Genomic DNA, 18543 nt, shown 5'->3' with positions numbered 1-18543 from the left:
AAGAAAACCGCGCAGCCTAGGAAGCCAATGCGAATCGGCGATGACATCGGCCGGCTGTTGTTGTGGGCCGGCTTCGTGCTGGCCTGTCACACGGCTGAAGCAAGCGAGCACCTCGGCTCCAAGACGCCCTATACGCCGCGCCAGGACGCTGCCCGCTACGAGACGGCGCCGGCGGGCTATGCGCCGGTGGCGGTGCAACTCGTGGCGCGGCACGGCAGCCGCGGTCTGACCAAGGCGGGCAGTGACGAGGCAGCGCTCAAGCTGTGGCGCGAGGCCGAGGCGCAGGGGGCGTTGACGCCACTGGGCCAGTGCTTCGGCGCCGACCTGCAGCGTTTCATCGAGGCGCAGCAGCGCATCGGCTACGGCAACCTGAGCGGGCTCGGCGTCGTCGAGCATGAGCAACTGGCGCAGCGCATGGCTGCCCGGCTGCCTGCGCTGTTCGACAACGGCCCGAGCGTCGAAGTGCTGAGCTCGGGCGTGGACCGCGCGGTGGACAGCTCACGCAGTTTTGTCGATTCGCTGCGTCGCACAGCGCCCAAGGCTCGTGTGCCGGCCAGTTGGGGGTCGGACCGCTTCCTGCTGTACTTTCATCGCCTCAACGAGGCGCGTGATGTGGCCGATACGCCGGCGCGCCAGGCCACGCTGAAGCGCAGCCTGGCCTATCAAGCCTGGCTGCGTGGGCCGGAGCTGGCAGCGCAGCAGCAGCGCATCGACGCCGACCCGCGTTTGCCAACCGCTGCACGGACCGTGCTGGCTGGCCTCTACAGCGCCGAGTTTGTTGCTGGCATTGCCAAGCCAGTGGACGCCGCCCAGCATGTCGTCGACCTTCGTGGCGCGGCGGCTGACCTGAAGTTGGAGCTGGCGCGCGATTTCTCGGCCTATGTACCGGCTTCAGCCGCGGCGGTGTTCGCCGAGCATGACGATGCCGAGGACTTCTATCGCAAGGGGCCGGGTCTGGCCGAGGTGGCGCCAGCCAGCTATGAGGTTGCGACGCAGCTGCTAGACGACATGCTGGACAGGCTGGCCACCAGCGAAGGCGCCGCGCTGCGCTTCGCCCACGCCGAGATCGTCGCGCCGCTGGTATCGGCCATTGGCATTGCCGGCGTTCACCTGCCGCTGCCGCGTGCGCTGCCCTACAGCTACGCGGCCAGCCCCTGGCGCACCGAGAACGCCGTTCCCATGGCGGCCAATGTGCAGTGGGAGGTCTGGCGCGCCAGCGGCGGCGAGCGCCTGGTGCGCATGCTGCTGAACGAAGGCGAGGCCGACTTCAAGCCGGCCTGCGACGCGGCACGGCTGCGGCCGGGCAGCCATTTCTACCGGGTGACGGCCTTGGTCAGCTGCTACCGGGGCCGAGGCGATCCACCGCGTCCGTGATGAGGCCGTCGATGCCGTCCTCGATCAACCGCTGGGCGATCGCCGCGTCGTTGACCGTGTAGACCAGCGCCCGCCAACCCTTGGCGTGCAGTCGCTCGATCAGCGCGCGGTCCATCAACCGGTAGTTGGTGATGGCGGCGACGACTCCGAGCGACTCGGCGGCCTCAGGCCAGCCRTCCCAGAGCTTGTCGAGCAGCAGCGCGCGGGGCAGGGTGGGTTCTGCATCGCGTGCGGCGGCAATGGCTTCGGGTTTGAAGCTGCTCAACAGCGGCGGCAGCGCGCCGGCCCAGAGGCGCGCCGCTTCGTGGGCTACAGCCGCGCCGGTGCGGGCCTCCTCACCGGGGCAGGGCTTGATCTCGATGTTCAGCGCGCAGCCATTGGCCTGGCAGAAGGCGGCGATCTGTTCGAAGCGGGGCAGCGGCTCGGCGGCGAACGGCGGACTGTGCCAGCTGCCGGCGTCAAGCCGGCTCATGGACGCCCAGTCTGTTGAAGCCGGCGAGCCCTGGCCACTGGTGGTGCGGTCCAGCGTGTCGTCGTGCAGCAGAAAGGCCTGGCCATCCTGGCTGAGCTTGACGTCGCATTCGAAGGCGCGAAAGCCAAAGCCCGCGCCCATGCGGAAGGCGGCCAGCGTGTTCTCCGGTGCCAGCTTGCCGGCGCCGCGGTGGGCCAGCCAGAGCGGGTAGGGCCAGGGCGACATCACAGCCGCCGCCCCGTCTTGGCGTCGAAGCGGTGCAGGTGCAAGGGGCTGAAGGCCAGATGCAGCCAGTCGCCGGGCTGGGGCGGCGGCAGTGTGGCGTCCAGCCGCAGCGTGAACGGCGTGGCGCTACCCAGCTTGCCGTAGACCAGGCGCTCGGCGCCCAGCATCTCGATCATCTCCACGCGCAGCGGCCAGCCTCGCTCGGCCAGTTGCGCATGCTCTGGGCGCAGGCCCAGCGTCAGTTCGCCCTCCACGCCCGGTGGCACGTCGAGCGCCGCGCCGTCGATATGGAACTGCCCGCCGTGCTGGCGGCCCGGCAGCAGGTTCATGGCCGGCGAGCCGATGAAGCTGGCGACGAAGGTCGAGGCCGGCTGGCCGTAGACCTCTTCGGGCGTGCCCATCTGCTCGATGCGGCCGCCGTTCATGACGATGATGCGCTGGGCCAGCGTCATGGCCTCGACCTGATCGTGGGTGACGAACAGTGAGGTGACACCCAGCTCGCGGTGCAGCTTCTGGATCTCCAGCCGGGTCTGCACGCGCAGCTTGGCGTCGAGGTTGGACAGCGGCTCGTCGAACAAAAAGACCTGCGGGTCGCGCACGATGGCCCGGCCCATGGCGACGCGCTGGCGCTGGCCGCCGGAGAGTTCACGCGGCTTGCGTTCCAGCAGATGGCCCAGCTCCAGGATCTTGGCGGCGCGCTGCACCCGCTCGTTAATCTCGGCCTTGGGCATCTTGCGCAGCTTCAGGCCATAGGCCATGTTCTCGCCCACGCTCATGTGCGGGTAGAGGGCGTAGTTCTGGAACACCATGGCGATGTCGCGATCCGCCGGCTCGACGTCGTTGACGACACGCGCGCCGATGGCGATCTCACCTTCGCTGACCTCTTCCAGCCCTGCCACCATGCGCAGCAGCGTGGACTTGCCGCAGCCCGAGGGGCCGACGATGACGACAAACTCGCCGTCCTTCACTTCAGCATCGACGCCGTGGATCACCTGGACGGCCTTGGGGCCGTGGCCGTAGCGTTTGATCAGCTTGCGAATGGAAATGGAAGCCATCTATTTCTCGGTGTCGACCAGACCTTTGACGAACCAGCGCTGCATCAGGATCACCACCAGCGCTGGGGGAATCATCGCCAGCAGGGCTGTGRCCATGACGAGGTTCCAGTCATTGGCGGCCTCGCCGCCGCTGATCATTCGCTTGATGCCGATAACGACGGGGTACATGGACTCATCGGTGGTGACGAGCAGCGGCCAGAGGTACTGGTTCCAACCGTAGATGAACTGGATGACGAAGAGGGCGGCGATGCTGGTGGTGGACAGCGGCAGCAGCACGTCCTTGAAAAAGCGCAGCGGCGAGGCGCCGTCGATGCGCGAGGCTTCCACCAGCTCGTCCGGCACGGTCAGGAAGAACTGGCGGAACAAGAAGGTGGCCGTGGCCGAGGCGATCAGCGGCACGGTCAGGCCGGCATAGCTGTTGAGCATGTGCAGGTCAGCCACCACCTGATAGGTGGGCCCGATGCGGACCTCCACCGGCAGCATCAGCGTCACGAAGATGGCCCAGAAGAACAGCTGCCGCAGCGGGAAACGGAAGTAGACGATGGCAAAGGCCGACAGCAGCGAGATGGCTATCTTGCCGATGGCAATCACCATGGCCGTCACCAGACTCACCCACATCATGCGGGCCACCGGCGCACTGGAGCCGGAACCCGTGCCGCCGCCCAGCGCCGTGGCCATGTTGTCGATCAGATGGCCGCCCGGCAGCAGCGGCATGGGCGCATGCAGGATGGCCTCGGCCGTCTGCGAGGCGGCGACGAAGGTCACGTACAGCGGAAAGGCCACCACCGCCACGCCCAGCAGCAGGATGGTGTGTGCCAGCCAGTCGAGCCAGGGTTTTCTTTCGACCATCAGTAGTTCACTTTCTTCTCGACGAAGCGGAACTGCAGCACCGTCAGGCTGACCACGATGACCATGAGCACCACACTCTGCGCCGCCGAGCCGCCCAGGTCCAGGGCCTTGAAGCCGTCGTGATAGACCTTGTAGACCAGGATGGCCGTCTCCTTGCCCGGACCGCCCTGCGTGGCCGCGTCAACGATGCCGAAGGTGTCGAAGAAGGCGTAGACGATGTTGATGACCAGCAGGAAGAAGCTGGTGGGCGATAGCAGCGGGAAGGTCACGTCCCAGAAGCGCCGCCAGGGGCTGGCGCCATCGATGGCCGCCGCCTCGATGAGGGAGCGCGGGATGGACTGCAGACCCGCCAGGAAGAACAGGAAGTTGTAGGAGATCTGCTTCCACACCGCCGCCATGACGATGAGCGTCATGGCGTGGTCGGGGTTGAGCAAGTGGTTCCAGTCGAAGCCCAGCGCCCGCAGGCCATAGGCGACGATGCCGATGGAGGGTGCGAACATGAACAGCCACAGCACGCCGGCGATGGCCGGTGCCACGGCATAGGGCCAGATCAGCAGCGTCTTGTAGATGCCCGCGCCGCGCACCACGCGATTGGCCATCACGGCCAGCAGCAGCGAGATGGAGAGGCCCAGGCCGGCCACCAGGATGGAGAACAGCGCCGTGGTCTTGAACGAGTCGAGATAGCTCGCGTCGGCCCACAGCGCCTTGAAATTGGCCAGGCCCACCCATTCGGTCGACAGGCCGAAGGCGTCCTGCTGCTGCAGCGATTGCAGCAGGGCCTGGGCCGCGGGCCAGAAGAAGAACACGCCGATGACCACGGCCTGCGGCGCCAGCAGCAGCCAGGGCAGCCAGCGGGAGCGGAAGACGACGCGTTTCTCTTGCGCCATGTCCGTGGCCTACAGCTTTGCTGTTCTGGCGAACTTCTCGAGCTGATCGTTGCCGCGCTGGATGGCAGCGTCGATGCCTTCCTTGGCCGTCTTCTTGCCAGCCCAGATCAGCTCGAACTCTTCGTCCACGATGGTGCGGATCTGCGGGTGGTTGCCCAGACGCACGCCGCGTGACTTGTCCGTCGTCTTGCGGATCATCTGGTTGACGGCCACGTCGCTGCCCGGGTTGGCCTTATAGAAGCCGCTGGCCTCGGTGGCGACGAAGGCCGCCTTGGTGGCCGGCAGGTAGCCGGTGCGCTTGTGGCTTTCCGACGCCACGTCGGCCCGCGCCAGGTATTCGAAGAACTTGGCCACGCCCTTGTATTCAGCCGGTTTCTTGCCCGCCATCACCCACAGGCTGGCGCCGCCGATGACGGTGTTCTGCGGCGCGCCGGGCACGTCGGGGTAGTAGGGCAGGGCGGTGAGGCCGAAGGCGAACTTGGCGCTCTTCTTGACGTCGCCGTAGATGCTCGACGACGCTGTCGTCATCGCGCATTCACCCGAGATGAAGGTGGCGTCCGGCGAATTGCCGCGGCCCTTGTAGACGAAAAGCCCCTGCTTGGCCATGTTCGCCAGGTTCTCGATGTGGCGCAGGTGCAGGGGCGTGTTGAAGGCCAGGCGCGCGTCCAGGCCGCCGAAACCGTTGTTCTTGGTGGCGAACTCGACGTTGTGCCAGGCCGAGAAGCTCTCCAGCTGCGTCCAGCTCATCCAGGATGTGGTGAGGGGGCATTTGCTGCCATTGGCCTTGAGCTTGGCGGCCGCGGAGGCCACCTCGGGCCAGCTGGTGGGCGGTTTGTCGACGCCGGCGGCTTTCAGCGCATCCTTGTTGTAGAAAAAGACGGTGGTCGAGCTGTTGAAGGGGAAGCTCAGCATCTGGCCGTTGGGTGCCGTGTAGTAGCTGGCCACAGCGGGCACATAGGCGCTGGGGTCGAAGGGGATGCCCGACTCCTTCATGATGTCCGCCACCGGCTTGATGGCCGCCTTGCTGGCCATCATGGTGGCCGTGCCGACCTCGAAGACCTGCAGGATGTGGGGGGCCTGGCCGGCCCGGAAGGCCGCGATGGCCGCCGGCATGGACTCTTCGTAGGTGCCTTTGAAGGTGGGGATGACCTTGTAGTCCTTCTGGCTGGCGTTGAAATCCTTGGCCAGGTCATTGATCCACTCGCCGCGCGCCCCGCCCATGGCGTGCCACCAATGGATCTCGGTCTGGGCCTGGGCCGAGCCGGCCAGGGCCAGCAAGGCTGCAGCAAGGGCGAACGACTTCATTGCAGTGTCTCCATGCGTGTTTTGCGGGCCAGCATAGCGCCGCTTGATGAGCCGCGAATGGCGGGCATATACGGTGGCCCCCTAGGGAGAAGCCCCCCTCGGTTAGGATTCCAACCCCTGCCGCGAGGGGCCGTGGCCACAAGCCGGGCGATCCTTGCCCGCCCTGGCGCCGACCCGAGCCGCTGCCCGCCCGAACCAGCCTGCCAAGGCTATTTTCCCGGTCAAGCCGGTTGCCATGAACGCTCCGCATCCCCTGATGCCCACCGCCGATGCTCCGAATTTGGCGGACGAGAGCGCAGCCCCCCGGTTGCGTGAGATTCCCTACAACTACACGTCGTTCTCCGACCGCGAGATCGTCATCCGCCTGCTGGGCTCCCGGGCCTGGGAGCTGCTGGACCAATTGCGGCTGGAGCGCCGCACCGGCCGGTCCGCGCGCATGTTGTATGAGGTGCTGGGCGACATCTGGGTGGTGCAGCGCAATCCTTATCTGCAGGACGACCTGCTGGACAACCCGCGCCGCCGCGGGCAGCTGATCGAGGCCCTGCACCACCGCCTGGGCGAGGTGCAGAAGCGCCGCGACCCGGTGAGCGACCCGCAGCGCGACACGGCCGTGGGCGAACTGCTGCAGGCCGCACGCGGCGCTGTGGCCGAGTTCGGCAAGTTCTTCGACAGCGTCGGCACGCTGCGCAAGCGCGCCGCCAAGACGCTGGCCCGCCACACGGCCAAGGACAACATCAAGTTCGACGGCCTGTCCCGCGTGTCCCATGTGACCGACGCGACCGACTGGCGTGTCGAATACCCCTTCGTCGTGCTGACGCCCGACACCGAGGCCGAGATGGCCGGGCTGGTGGGTGCCTGCTTCGAGCTGGGCCTGACCGTCATCCCGCGCGGCGGCGGCACCGGCTACACGGGCGGCGCGATCCCGCTGGTGTGGAACAGCGCCGTCATCAACACCGAGAAGCTCGAAGCCTTGCGCGGCGTCGAGATGCTGCAGTTGCCGGGCCTGGACCGCGAGGTGCCGACCATATTCAGCGAGGCCGGCGTCGTCACCCAGCGCGTGGCCGACATGGCCGAGGCCAACGGCTTCGTCTTTGCCGTGGACCCGACCTCAGCCGAGGCCAGCTGCATCGGCGGCAACGTCGCGATGAATGCCGGTGGCAAGAAGGCGGTGCTGTGGGGCACGGCCCTGGACAACTTGGCCAGCTGGAAGATGGTGACGCCCGAGGCCAAGTGGCTCGAGGTGATCCGCCTCAACCACAACCTCGGCAAGATCCATGACGTGGAGGTGGCGAGCTTCGAGCTGCGCTACTTCGACGCGTCGGGCACCAAGCTGGAGAAGACCGAGCGCCTCGACATCCCCGGCCGCGTCTTCCGCAAGGAGGGCCTGGGCAAGGACGTGACGGACAAGTTCCTCGCCGGCCTGCCGGGCATCCAGAAGGAAGGCTGCGACGGCCTCATCACCAGCGCACGCTGGATCGTGCACCGCATGCCGGCGCACACGCGCACCGTCTGCCTGGAGTTCTTCGGCAACCCCAAGGACTGCGTGCCCAGCATCGTCGACATCAAGGACTACATGTTCTCGATTGCCGACACCGGCGTGCTGCTGGCGGGCCTGGAGCATCTGGACGACCGCTACCTGAAGGCGGTGGGCTACGCGACAAAGAGTAAGCGCGGCGGCCTGCCCAAGATGGTGCTGGTGGGCGACATCTCCGGTGACGATGCCGATGCGGTGGCGCGTGCCACCAGCGAGGTCGTGCGCCTCGCCAATGGCCGCTCGGGTGAGGGCTTCGTCGCCGTCAGCGCCGATGCGCGCAAGAAGTTCTGGCTGGACCGCAAGCGCACGGCGGCCATCAGCAAGCACACGAACGCGTTCAAGGTGAACGAGGACGTCGTCATCCCCTTGCACCGCATGGGCGAGTACACGCTGGGCATCGAGCGCATCAACATCGAACTGAGCCTGCGCAACAAGCTGGCCCTGGTGGCGGCGCTGCAAGCCTTGTTCCTGACGGGCAAGCTGCCGCTCGGCAAGACCGACGACGCGGGCGACATCCCGAGCGCCGAGCTGCTGGAAGACCGCGTGCAGCAGGCGCTCTCGCTGTTGCGCGAGGTGGGTGGCCAGTGGCAGGACTGGCTCAACGGGCTGGATACGGGCTTCTTCGAGGGCCTGCAGACGCACGAGCTGCGCGCGTCGTGGAAGACGCAGATCTTGAAGCCCTTGCAGGCCCTGTTCAACGGCGCGGCCTTCGAGCCGCTGATCGCCGAACTCAAGCGCATCCACAAGGAAGTGCTGCGCGGCCGTGTCTGGGTGGCCCTGCACATGCACGCCGGCGACGGCAATGTGCACACCAACATCCCCGTCAACAGCGACAACTACGAGATGCTGCAGACGGCCCACGCGGCCGTGGCACGCATCATGACGCTGGCGCGCTCGCTGGACGGCGTCATCTCCGGCGAGCATGGCATCGGCATCACCAAGCTGGAGTTCCTGACCGACGACGAGCTGGCCAACTTCACGGCCTACAAGCAACGCGTCGACCCCGAGGGCCGTTTCAACAAGGGCAAGCTGCTGCGTGATGCCGCCCACCCGGCCGACCTGCGCAATGCCTACACGCCGTCCTTCGGCCTGATGGGGCATGAGTCGCTGATCATGCAGCAGAGCGACATCGGCGAGATCGCCAACTCGATCAAGGACTGCCTGCGCTGCGGCAAGTGCAAACCGGTCTGCGCCACGCACGTGCCGCGCGCCAACCTGCTCTACAGCCCGCGCAACAAGATCCTCGCCACCTCGCTGCTCGTCGAGGCCTTCCTGTACGAGGAACAGACGCGCCGCGGCGTATCGATCAAGCACTGGCAGGAGTTCGAGGACGTGGCCGACCACTGCACGGTCTGCCACAAATGCCTGTCGCCTTGCCCGGTCAAGATCGACTTCGGCGACGTGACGATGAATATGCGCAACCTGTTGCGCAAGATGGGCCAGAAGACCTGGCGCCCCGGCAACGCGGCGGCCATGTTCATGCTGAACGCGACCAACCCCGAGACCATCAAGCTGGCGCGCACGGCCATGGTGGACATCGGCTTCAAGGCCCAGCGCTTTGCGGTCGACCTGTTCAAGCTCGCGGGCCGCAAGCAGACCAGCGCGCCGCGCGCCACCGTCGGCAGCGCACCCATCAAGGAACAGGTCATCCACTTCATCAACAAGAAGTTGCCGGGTGGCCTGCCCAAGAAGACGGCGCGTGCGCTGCTGGACATCGAGGACAAGGACTACGTGCCCATCATCCGTCCGCCGTCGATGGCGAGCGAAACCGAGGCCGTTTTCTATTTCCCCGGCTGCGGCTCGGAGCGCCTGTTCAGCCAGGTGGGCCTGGCCACGCAGGCCATGCTCTGGCATGCCGGCGTGCAGACGGTGCTGCCGCCGGGCTATCTGTGCTGCGGCTACCCACAGCGCGGCTCGGGCCAGTTCGACAAGGCCGAGAAGATGATCACCGACAACCGGGTGCTCTTCCACCGCGTCGCCAACACGCTGAACTACCTCGACATCAAGACGGTGGTGGTCAGCTGCGGCACCTGCTTCGACCAACTGCAGGGCTACAAGTTCGAGGACATCTTCCCCGGCTGCCGCATCATCGACATCCACGAGTACCTGCTGGAGAAGGGCATCACCCTCGGCTCCAAGAACAGCTACCTGTACCACGACCCCTGCCATTCGCCGATGAAGCTGCAGGAGCCGATGAAGACGGTGAAGGCGCTGGTGGGTGACAACGTCGTGAAGAGCGAGCGCTGCTGCGGCGAGAGCGGCACGCTGGGCGTGACGCGGCCCGACATCTCCACACAGGTGCGCTTCCGCAAGGAAGAGGAGCTGCGCAAGACCGAGACGCAGCTGCGCGAGTCCGGCCAGGTCGGTGCGAACGACAACCTGAAGATCCTGACCTCCTGCCCGAGCTGCCTGCAGGGCCTGAGCCGCTACGGCAACGACCTGCAGAACGGCCTGCTGGAAGCCGACTACATCGTCGTCGAGATGGCCAACCAGATCCTCGGCCCCAACTGGATGCCCGAGTACGTGGCCAAGGCCAACAACGGCGGCATCGAGCGGGTGCTGGTGTGAGCGGCGTGCTGTGTCCGCTGTGTGATGGCGACGGCGGCCTCGTCGTCGCGCGCACGGCGCGGTTCCGGGTCGTGCGCGTCTCCGATGGCGACGAGGCGCGACGTTTTCCGGCCTTCTATCGAGTCATCTGGAACGCGCATGTCGCCGAGTTCAGCGACCTGCCGGACACGGATAGACACGCCTGCATGGACGCTGTCACCGAGGTCGAGCGGGTTCTAAGGTCTTTGCTCGCGCCGACCAAGGTCAATGTCGCCAGCCTGGGCAATGTCGTGCCGCATCTGCATTGGCACGTCATCGCGCGCTTCGACTGGGACAGTCACTTCCCGGCGCCGGTCTGGGCCGCGGCCCAGCGTGACGAGGTGGCGGGGGGTGCGGCTGCGCGCCTGGCGCAGCCGTTGACGGCCGTCGATGCGGCCATCGCCGCCGCCATCAGGCCTTGATCACTCAGCGGCGAGCGCAAGCCGCACGCTGGTCTTGGCGCTGGCCGTCTGCGTGTCGCTGCTGGCGGGTTGCGCGTAGGGGTCGATGAAGTCGACGCGGAAGCGGTAGATCTGCGCGCCGGCCGTCGTCTGCGTGCCGCAATGCAGGCTGTTCACGGCGTGGCGCACCGAGCGCTCGACGGTGTGCGAGATGCCCTTGGCCTTGACGGCCGTGATCTCGCCGCCCTCCATGACCAGCTGCACCTTCACCTGGCCGGCGCGGCGCTCGCGCACCCAGGTCGGTTGCAGGGCGTCCTGCAGCTGCTCTTCGATGTGGGCGCAATTCGCGCGAACGTCCAGGCGTGTCGGGGCCTCGTAGACGCGGCCGCTGATTTCGACGCGCTCCAGGTCACCAGACTGCGCCAGCGCCGGGCCCGCGGCCAGGATCAATGTGATGGCGCAGGCGATGCCGGCGAACAGGCTGTTTTGCAAGGGCGTGCGCTGGGCGATCGAGTAGCGGGTGGACATGACAAGCTCCTGTGGGGTTCTGGCGGGAGGCGGGCGCCGCGAATTGCGTCGTCCTGTTGTCAGGCTAGGCGTGCGGGTGGGCGGCCCCAAGCTGCAAGCGATGAGTTGCCGCCAGCGTGCGACGGTCCGCAGAAAACCGCGGCTGAACTGCGACCGGGCCAAAACGCTCGTTTGAGCACCCGCATGCCATTCGTCACAGCGCCTGTCATCCGGGGTTGCCCGCTAGGGTTACTTCCGTCACTGCGCCTGGTGACAAGGCTGGCTTCGCGGCGCGGACACACTGCGCGCCGCTTCGGATGCGCCATGCCGGTCAGGGACGTTGGTTGTTGGGTTGAGAGTCCTGCCGGTGACTGAACACAGTGGTGCTCCTCGTGGAGATCCCGCGGGCCGAGCCGGTACGCCGTCCGCCACGGTGACTTTTCCGGAAACCACCAAATGAGTTTTGCTTTTGCCAACAAGAGAACCCTGCTCGCACTGGCCTGTGGCCTGCTGACCGCAGGCGCCAGCCAGGCCGGTGTGTCCAACACCCAGGTTGACGTGGGCATCGCCAGCCTGGCGCAGCGCGCCGGCAGTACCGACCGCCTCATCATCAGCTACCGCGACGCCTCCCAGGTCGATGCCAAGGACGCCACGGTGCTGCGCGCCGTCGGTGTGGCCGCCAATGTGCTGGATGCGCGCCTGAGCGCCGTCAACTCGGCCGTGGCCCTGCGCGGCGCCAAGGCCCGCCTGCTGCGCCAGATGGGCACCGGTGCCCACATCTACAAGCTCGACAAGAGCCTCTCGCACGGCGAGATGCAGAGCCTGGYCAACCAGCTCAAGGCTGCCGACGCCAACATCGCCTATGCGGAACCCGACCGCAAGATGTACCCCATGATGACGCCCAACGACTCGAGCTACAGCTCGCAGTGGGACCTGTACGAGACGACCGGCGGCATCCGCGCCCCGGCGGCCTGGGACCTGGCGACCGGCAGCGGTGTCGTCGTGGCCGTCATCGACACCGGCTACCGCCCGCATGCCGACCTGTCCGGCCAGATCGTGGCCGGCTACGACATGATCAACGACACCGCCGTTTCCAACGACGGTACGGCGCGCGACAGCGACCCCAGCGACCCGGGCGACTGGGTGGCCGCGGGCGAATGCGGCACCGGCGAGCCGGCCGGCAACTCCAGCTGGCACGGCACCCACGTGGCCGGCACCATCGCGGCCAAGACGAACAACTCGAGCGGCATCGCCGGCATTGCCTTCAATGCCAAGGTGCAGCCGGTGCGTGTGCTGGGCAAGTGCGGCGGCTACACCTCCGACATCGCCGACGGCATGGTCTGGGCCTCGGGCGGCAGCGTCTCGGGCCTGCCCACCAACGCCACGCCCGCCAAGGTCATCAACATGTCCCTGGGCGGCGGCGGCGCCTGCGACACGACGTCGCAGAACGCCATCAACAGCGCCCGTTCGCGCGGCACCAGCGTCGTCGTGGCGGCCGGCAACGAGAACCAGAACGCGAGCAACTCCAACCCGGCCAACTGCTCCGGCGTCATCGCCGTGGCGGCCACGGACCGCAACGGCGCCCGCGCCTACTACTCGAACTACGGCTCCATCGTCGCGCTGGCAGCGCCCGGTGGTGACGTGCGCTCGAGCAGCAGCAACGGCATCCTGAGCACGCTGAACGCCGGCACCAAGGCGCCGGGCGCGGACAGCTACGCCTACTACCAAGGCACGTCGATGGCCACGCCCCACGTGGCCGGCGTCGTCGCCTTGATGTACAGCGCCAAGCCGACGGCCACGCCCGACCAGATCAAGGCCGCGCTGGTCAGCAGTGCACGCGCCTTCCCGGGCAGCTGCTCGCAGTGCGGCGCCGGCATCCTGGACGCGGCCGCGGCCGTCACGGCGATCACCGGCACGACGCTGCCGACGGTCAACGAGACGGAGTCCAACGGCACCATCGGCACGGCCAACACCGTGGCGTCGCCCGCCATCGTGGCTGGCTCGATCAGCTCCAGCAGCGACACCGACTACTTCAAGGTGACGCTGCCGGCCGGCAAGACGCTGGCCGCGACGCTGACGATGGGCAGCAGCAGCAACGACTTCGACCTCTACATCAAGAACAGCTCCGGCACCCAGCTCGCCGCCAGCGAGAAGGCGGCCGGCCAGGTGGACAGCACGAGCTACGCCAACGGCGGTTCGAGCGCTGTCACGCTGTATGTGCAGGTGCTGCGCTACAGCGGTACGGGCACTTACACGCTGAAGCTGCAGTGGTAAGCGGTTTGGTTGGTTGAAATGGAAACGGGGCTTCGGCCCCGTTTTTTGTTGGTCGGTCGCTTTTGCCCAGGTCCTCATGACTTGCGTGCAGTGCCGCGGGAATCCGCCCCGCGAGGGCGGGTAACTTTTCTCTGACGCGCCAGAGAAAAGTCACCAAAAGAGGAGCGCTGAATGCAATCCGCACTCGAGCGGGATGAGGCGCTCGCGATGCTCGAACTGGAGAGCGCCCCGACGCGAGCCGCTGCGCTCTCGCCCGCCACTTGTGCAGACCACCACGGCTCGGACCTTCACGCCGCTTAAGTCGCGGCTGCACGCCGACGCCCGACAAATGCCGAACAGCCGCGCCGCTCGGGCGGCGCTGCATTGGGCTGTTCTGGTGAGCCCGGCGTGCAGCCGCGCGTCGGACGGCCTGCTGGTGCGATGGATGTTGGTCGTGACAAGTCAGACGCGAGAGCGAAGCGGCTCGCATCTGGGCACGGTGCCGAAGTGAGTTGGCCGCTGTGCCAAGGGCATGTGGTGCTCGTGTGCGGTTCAGGGCCTCTTCTTTGGTGACTTTCTTCTGGCCCCGCAGAAGAAAGTTACCCGGCCGCCGTGACGGACTCCCGGCAATGCGGCGAACGAAAAGGACCACCGCAAAAGCCACCCAACAAAAAACGGGGCCGCAGCCCCGTTCTGTCCAATCCAAACCACCAGCTCACCACACCGTGATCGGATCGCTAGCCACCATCGCACTCCCCGCCTTGCAGCTGAATGCCTGCGCGAAGTAAGCCGAGTTGCTCATCGGCGTCAGCACGCGGTACTTGGCCGGCGAGTGCGGGTCGGTGCGGACCTGGTTGATCAGGAACTCGGTGCGTACCTTGGTGCGCCAGATCAGCGCGTTGCTGAGGAAGAAGCGCTGCGCTGGCGTGTAGCCATCGATCTTCTTGTCGGTATCGCCGCTGCGCTTGAGCGCACGCTGCAGGCCCTCGTAGGCAATCGGCAGGCCGGACATGTCGGAGATGTTCTCGCCCAGGGTCAGCCGGCCGTTGATGTTGTAGCCGGGCAGCGGCGAGATCGCGCTGTAGCGATCGGCCACCTTGTCGGAGCGAGCCTTGTAGCCGGCCGCGTCGGCCGGCGTCCACCAGTCGGTCAGCGAGCCGATGGCGTCGAAGTTGCGACCACTGTCGTCGAAGTGGTGCGTGATCTCATGGCCGATGACCATGCCGATGCCGCCGTAGTTGCTGGCGTCGTCGGCCTTGGCGTCGAAGAACGGCGGCTGCAGGATGCCGGCCGGGAAGGTGATCTCGTTGAGGCCGCCAGCCTGGGCGTTCACGATGTGCGAGGCCATGCGCCAGCGGCCCCGCTCGACCGGCGCGTCCAGGTCCTTGACCTGCTGGCCGCTGTTCCACATCGCCGCCTTGATCCAGTTGCCCGCGTAGTCATTGCTGGTGAGTTGCAGGCCCTCGTACTGCGGGAACTTCTCGGGGCCGCCGATCTTGGCCTGCATGTTGGCCAGCTTCTCCAGCGCCTTGGCCTTCGTGCCGGGCGTCATCCAGTCCAGCTTCTCGATGCGCGCCTTCATGCTCGCGCGAACGTCGTCTACCAATTGCACGGCGCGCTTCTGGGCCTCCGGCGAGAAGGCCCGCGCGACGAACAGCTCGCCCAGCGCCGGACCCAGTGGCTCGCCACCGGTGCGGCCGCCAATCCTCAGGATGACGTCCTCGCTGCGCGGTGGCGGGGCCTCCAGGCCGGTGATGGCCTTGCCGCGGTACTCGAAGGAGGCATTGGCGAAGGCCTTGGGCAGGCGGGGCGACAGCGTGTCCAGCACGCGCAGCGCCAGGTAGCGGCGCCACACCTCCAGCGGTGCGTCGGCGGCCAGCTTGGCCACGCGAGCCGCAACTTCAGGCTGGCCCACGATGAAGCGCTGCGGCAGCTTGGCCCCCGCGGTCAAGACGGCCAGGTAGCCGCTCCAGTCGAAGCCGGGCGCGGCCGTCGCCAGCTCGGCAGGGCTCATCGCGTTGTAGTTGGCGTTCGGGTCGCGCAGTTTGGCGCGCTCGCGCATCGCCTCGGCAAGCTGGGTCTCGAAGGCCAGCAGGGCGTCCAGCTCCGCATCGGTGGCAGGGCGGTTGGCGGCAACCAGCAACGCCTTTGCGAAATCACGGTATGCCGTGCCGATCTTCTTCGTGCGCTCGTCGCTGCGGAAGTAGTCGTCACGGTCCGGCAGCCCGAGGCTCGCCTGCGACTGCGACAAGCCCAGCACGTTGCGGCGCGTGTCCTTGCGATCGGGTTGCACGCTGAAGCCGAGCGGCGCTTCGATGCCGCTTCGGTTCAGCAGTGCCAGCAGCGTGGGAAGGTCTTCACGGCGTTGCAGCGCATCGATGCGGCTCAGCAGCGGGGTGACCGAGCTGAGGCCGCGCGCCTCGATGGTGGCTTCGTCCATGCCGCTGGAGAAGTAGGCGGCGATGAGCTTCAGGCCGGGTGTGGTCTGCAGCGCTGGCTTGTCGGCCAACTCTTTCAGCGCCTTGTCCAGCAGCGCATCGTTGTTCCGGCGCAGGTCCTCGAAGCCGCCGATGCGCGCACGGCTGGCTGGCAGCTCGGTGGCGGCCTCCCAGTTGCCGTTGACGAAGGCATAGAAGTCGTCGCAGGGCTTGGCCTCCTTGGACAGGCCGCTCAGGTCGAGGGCTTGCGCAGCGGCGGCCAGGCCGAGCAGGGTGGCTGCAGCGGCGAGGCGGTGGCGGGTGAAGGGATGCATGACGGGGCGATGAATGGCCGTGGAAACAGCAGATTAGAGCGCCCGCCCCGAGCGAACACCGGAAGACACAGGGCATGATTGCGGGTTTTCACCAAGCCCCCTGTCCCCCGGCATGTCCGTCCTCCCGCGCCTGACCCTGGTTTTCATCGCCCCGCTGCTGCTGTCCGCCGCCGCGCTCGCCCAGCCCGTGCAAGGGCAGGGCGCCACCTTCCCGTCCAAGGTCTACGAGACCTGGGCCCGCGCCTTCGAGAAGGCCGGCGGCGCTGCCGTTGCCTACAAGGGCACGGGCTCGGGCGACGGCATCAAGCAGATCGGCGCCCGCAAGGTGGACTTCGGCGGCACCGACGCCCCGCTGCCGCCGGCCGAACTGGCCAAGCAGCATCTGGTGCAGATCCCGATGCTGGTCGGCGGCGTGGTGCCGGTCGTCAACCTGGCGGGCATTGGTGTGCCCTTGCAGCTCGATGGTGGCCTGCTGGCCGAGATCTTCATGGGCCGCGTCAAGCTCTGGAACGACGCCCGCATTACGGCCCTCAACCCGGGCGTCGCCCTGCCGGCGCTGGCCATCAAGCGCCTCGTGCGCGCCGAGAAGTCCGGCACCAGCGACGGCTTCAGCCGCTATCTGGCCGGCGCGTCTGCCGCGTTCAAGGGCGAAGTCGGCGCCAGCCAGGCTCCCGCCTGGCCGGGCGAGCCGCTGAAGGCCGAAGGCAACGACGGCATGGTGCAGGCGCTGCGTGCCACGCCGGGCGCGATCGCCTACGTGTCCTACGACCGCGTGCTGCGCGACAAGCTGGCGGCGGTGAAGCTGCGCAACGCCGCTGGCCGCTTCGTCGCGCCCTCGGAGCGCGGCTTCAGCGCGGCCGTGCTGGAGAGCGACATGCACCGCCAGGGCGACGACCTGGCGACGCTGCTGGACCGCCCGGGCAACGACGCCTGGCCGATCACGCTGACCAGCTTCGTGCTGGTCGATGCCGAACCTGCCGCCGCCGCCAAGGCCCAGGGCGCGCTGAAGTTCCTCTACTGGTGCTTCATGCATGGCGACGACCTGACGCGCGGCACGGGCTTTGCGCCGCTGCCCATCAGCGTGCAGTCCCGCCTGGCCGCGCGCTTTACCCTGGTGCGCCCCAAGGACGGCCAACTGCCGGCCTACCAGAGCTTCTAAACTGCCCACCCATGGCCGCCCCGACAGAACTCACCGTCCACCAGCACTCCCGCGTGCTGGAGATCGCCTTCGACGACGGCGCGCGTTTCCGCATCCCCTTCGAGCTGATGCGGGTCTACAGCCCCTCGGCCGAAGTCATGGGCCATGGCCCGGGGCAGGAAGTGCTGCAGACCGGCAAGCGCAAAGTGGGCATCTCCGGCATGGAGCCGGTGGGCCACTACGCCGTGCGGCCCGAGTTCTCGGACGGCCACGCCAGCGGGTTGTTCACCTGGGATTACCTTTACAAGCTCGGCAGCCAGCAGGACGCGCTGTGGCGCGACTACGAAGCCCGCCTTGCCGCCGCCGGCAAGGGCCGCGACGACGCCATGCCCGTCAAGGGCGGCGGCAGCTGCCACTCACATTGAATTCCATGACGCAGACGCATTTCGGTTTCAGCACGGTCGACGAGAACGAGAAGGCGACCAAGGTCCGCGGTGTCTTCGACTCCGTCGCATCCAAGTACGACCTGATGAACGACCTCATGTCGGCCGGCCTGCACCGGGCCTGGAAGGCCTACACCCTGCAGGTCGCCAACCTGAAGGCCGGCGAGCGGGCGCTGGACATCGCCGGCGGCACGGGCGACCTGTCGCGCGCATTTGCCCGCAAGGTCGGTGAGACCGGCGTCGTCGTGCACACCGACATCAACGAAGCCATGCTGCGCCAGGGCCGCGACCGCTTGCTGGACGAGGGCCTGATCCTGCCCACCAGCCTGGCCGACGCTGAGAAGCTGCCCTTCAAGAGCGAGAGCTTCGACCTCGTCAGCGTCGCCTTCGGCCTGCGCAACATGACGCACAAGGACCTCGCCCTGGCCGAGATGTGCCGCGTGCTCAAGCCGGGCGGCCGGCTGCTGGTGCTGGAGTTCTCGCGCATCGCCGAGCCGCTGAAGAAGCCCTACGACTGGTACTCCTTCAACATCCTGCCCAAGCTGGGCTCGCTGTTCGCTGGCGACGCCGAGAGCTACAAATACCTGGCCGAGTCCATTCGAATGCATCCCGACCAGGCGACGCTGAAGGCCATGATGAAGACGGCCGGCTTTGGCCATGTGGACGTCCACAACCTCAGCGCCGGCATCGTCGCCCTGCACGCTGGGATCAAGTGCTGACCCCTCGCCTGGTCTGGCCGCGCTGAACGCCGGCCAGCCCAGT

General features: G+C 67.2%; 14 protein-coding genes. 7 read left to right on the top strand and 7 right to left on the bottom strand.

What is annotated here, in order from left to right; genetic code table 11:
* Nucleotides 1-27 precede the first annotated feature (27 nt).
* Complete coding sequence (locus AC1D2H_RS01185) at nucleotides 28-1374, top strand: histidine-type phosphatase (protein WP_478009594.1); 1347 nt, start codon at nucleotides 28-30, stop codon at nucleotides 1372-1374.
* Here the strand turns inward: AC1D2H_RS01185 and ugpQ are convergent.
* The 5 genes from ugpQ to ugpB are packed head-to-tail and all read right to left on the bottom strand — an operon-like array spanning nucleotide 1334 to nucleotide 6167.
* Nucleotides 1334-2071: a glycerophosphodiester phosphodiesterase gene (ugpQ, locus tag AC1D2H_RS01180; protein ID WP_478009593.1), complete on the bottom strand. Its 738-nt coding sequence runs from the start codon at nucleotides 2069-2071 to the stop codon at nucleotides 1334-1336. The two genes, AC1D2H_RS01185 and ugpQ, sit on opposite strands and share 41 nt — an antisense overlap.
* Complete coding sequence (locus AC1D2H_RS01175; RefSeq protein WP_478009592.1) at nucleotides 2071-3126, bottom strand: sn-glycerol-3-phosphate import ATP-binding protein UgpC; 1056 nt, start codon at nucleotides 3124-3126, stop codon at nucleotides 2071-2073. The genes ugpQ and AC1D2H_RS01175 overlap by 1 nt, the downstream gene beginning before the upstream one ends.
* Nucleotides 3127-3975 carry a sn-glycerol-3-phosphate ABC transporter permease UgpE gene (ugpE, locus tag AC1D2H_RS01170; protein WP_478009591.1) on the bottom strand — a complete coding sequence of 283 codons (849 nt, stop codon included), beginning with the start codon at nucleotides 3973-3975 and terminating at the stop codon, nucleotides 3127-3129.
* A complete protein-coding gene (gene ugpA / locus AC1D2H_RS01165; RefSeq protein ID WP_477934380.1) occupies nucleotides 3975-4862 on the bottom strand; it encodes a sn-glycerol-3-phosphate ABC transporter permease UgpA in 888 nt (295 codons plus the stop codon). Before ugpA ends, ugpE begins: the two co-directional genes overlap by 1 nt.
* 9 nt (nucleotides 4863-4871) lie before the next feature.
* The gene (gene ugpB / locus AC1D2H_RS01160) at nucleotides 4872-6167 is read right to left on the bottom strand and encodes a sn-glycerol-3-phosphate ABC transporter substrate-binding protein UgpB (protein ID WP_477934378.1); all 1296 of its coding nucleotides are present in this window, start codon (nucleotides 6165-6167) and stop codon (nucleotides 4872-4874) included.
* 235 nt (nucleotides 6168-6402) lie between these two features.
* On the opposite strand from ugpB, the gene AC1D2H_RS01155 reads away from it, so the two are divergent.
* On the top strand, nucleotides 6403-10269 hold the full coding sequence (locus AC1D2H_RS01155; RefSeq protein WP_478009590.1) for a DUF3683 domain-containing protein: 3867 nt from the start codon (nucleotides 6403-6405) through the stop codon (nucleotides 10267-10269).
* Nucleotides 10270-10274: 5 nt separating this feature from the next.
* Entirely contained in the window at nucleotides 10275-10709 is a 435-nt protein-coding gene (locus AC1D2H_RS01150) for an HIT family protein (protein WP_478009667.1), read from the top strand.
* Here AC1D2H_RS01150 and AC1D2H_RS01145 read toward each other — a convergent pair whose 3' ends face one another.
* Nucleotides 10710-11216, bottom strand: a complete 507-nt coding sequence (locus AC1D2H_RS01145; RefSeq protein WP_478009589.1) for a hypothetical protein — start codon at nucleotides 11214-11216, stop codon at nucleotides 10710-10712. It lies immediately after the preceding gene.
* 435 nt (nucleotides 11217-11651) lie between these two features.
* Between AC1D2H_RS01145 and AC1D2H_RS01140 the strand changes: the two genes are divergently transcribed.
* Entirely contained in the window at nucleotides 11652-13469 is a 1818-nt protein-coding gene (locus tag AC1D2H_RS01140) for a S8 family peptidase (RefSeq protein WP_478009588.1), read from the top strand.
* A 694-nt stretch (nucleotides 13470-14163) separates the two neighbouring features.
* On the opposite strand, the gene AC1D2H_RS01135 is transcribed toward AC1D2H_RS01140, so the two are convergent.
* Nucleotides 14164-16200, bottom strand: a complete 2037-nt coding sequence (locus tag AC1D2H_RS01135; RefSeq protein ID WP_478009587.1) for a M13 family metallopeptidase — start codon at nucleotides 16198-16200, stop codon at nucleotides 14164-14166.
* A 112-nt stretch (nucleotides 16201-16312) separates the two neighbouring features.
* On the opposite strand from AC1D2H_RS01135, the gene pstS reads away from it, so the two are divergent.
* Genes pstS through ubiE form a run of 3 tightly spaced genes read left to right on the top strand, consistent with a single transcriptional unit; the run spans nucleotide 16313 to nucleotide 18500 of the window.
* Nucleotides 16313-17359, top strand: a complete 1047-nt coding sequence (pstS, locus tag AC1D2H_RS01130; protein ID WP_478009586.1) for a phosphate ABC transporter substrate-binding protein PstS — start codon at nucleotides 16313-16315, stop codon at nucleotides 17357-17359.
* 11 nt (nucleotides 17360-17370) lie between these two features.
* Nucleotides 17371-17763 carry a gamma-butyrobetaine hydroxylase family protein gene (locus AC1D2H_RS01125; RefSeq protein WP_477933237.1) on the top strand — a complete coding sequence of 131 codons (393 nt, stop codon included), beginning with the start codon at nucleotides 17371-17373 and terminating at the stop codon, nucleotides 17761-17763.
* Nucleotides 17764-17768: 5 nt separating this feature from the next.
* Nucleotides 17769-18500, top strand: coding sequence for a bifunctional demethylmenaquinone methyltransferase/2-methoxy-6-polyprenyl-1,4-benzoquinol methylase UbiE (ubiE, locus tag AC1D2H_RS01120; RefSeq protein ID WP_478009585.1), 732 nt, complete (start codon nucleotides 17769-17771; stop codon nucleotides 18498-18500).
* The last annotated feature ends 43 nt before the right edge of the window (nucleotides 18501-18543 follow it).

Source organism: Roseateles sp. P1_C1_2, assembly GCF_056406535.1.
Note: the sequence above shows the minus strand (reverse complement) of the source record. Positions and strands in the feature narration are given on the sequence as shown.

Bases quoted from the DNA above. Each gene is read 5' to 3' on its own strand.
- AC1D2H_RS01185 (WP_478009594.1), top strand. From the start codon at position 28: ATGCGAATCGGCGATGACATCGGCCGGCTGTTGTTGTGGGCCGGCTTC.
- AC1D2H_RS01175 (WP_478009592.1), bottom strand. From the start codon at position 3,126: ATGGCTTCCATTTCCATTCGCAAGCTGATCAAACGCTACGGCCACGGC.
- ugpA (WP_477934380.1), bottom strand. From the start codon at position 4,862: ATGGCGCAAGAGAAACGCGTCGTCTTCCGCTCCCGCTGGCTGCCCTGG.
- ugpB (WP_477934378.1), bottom strand. From the start codon at position 6,167: ATGAAGTCGTTCGCCCTTGCTGCAGCCTTGCTGGCCCTGGCCGGCTCG.
- AC1D2H_RS01155 (WP_478009590.1), top strand. From the start codon at position 6,403: ATGAACGCTCCGCATCCCCTGATGCCCACCGCCGATGCTCCGAATTTG.
- AC1D2H_RS01145 (WP_478009589.1), bottom strand. From the start codon at position 11,216: ATGTCCACCCGCTACTCGATCGCCCAGCGCACGCCCTTGCAAAACAGC.
- AC1D2H_RS01135 (WP_478009587.1), bottom strand. From the start codon at position 16,200: ATGCATCCCTTCACCCGCCACCGCCTCGCCGCTGCAGCCACCCTGCTC.
- pstS (WP_478009586.1), top strand. From the start codon at position 16,313: ATGTCCGTCCTCCCGCGCCTGACCCTGGTTTTCATCGCCCCGCTGCTG.
- AC1D2H_RS01125 (WP_477933237.1), top strand. From the start codon at position 17,371: ATGGCCGCCCCGACAGAACTCACCGTCCACCAGCACTCCCGCGTGCTG.
- ubiE (WP_478009585.1), top strand. From the start codon at position 17,769: ATGACGCAGACGCATTTCGGTTTCAGCACGGTCGACGAGAACGAGAAG.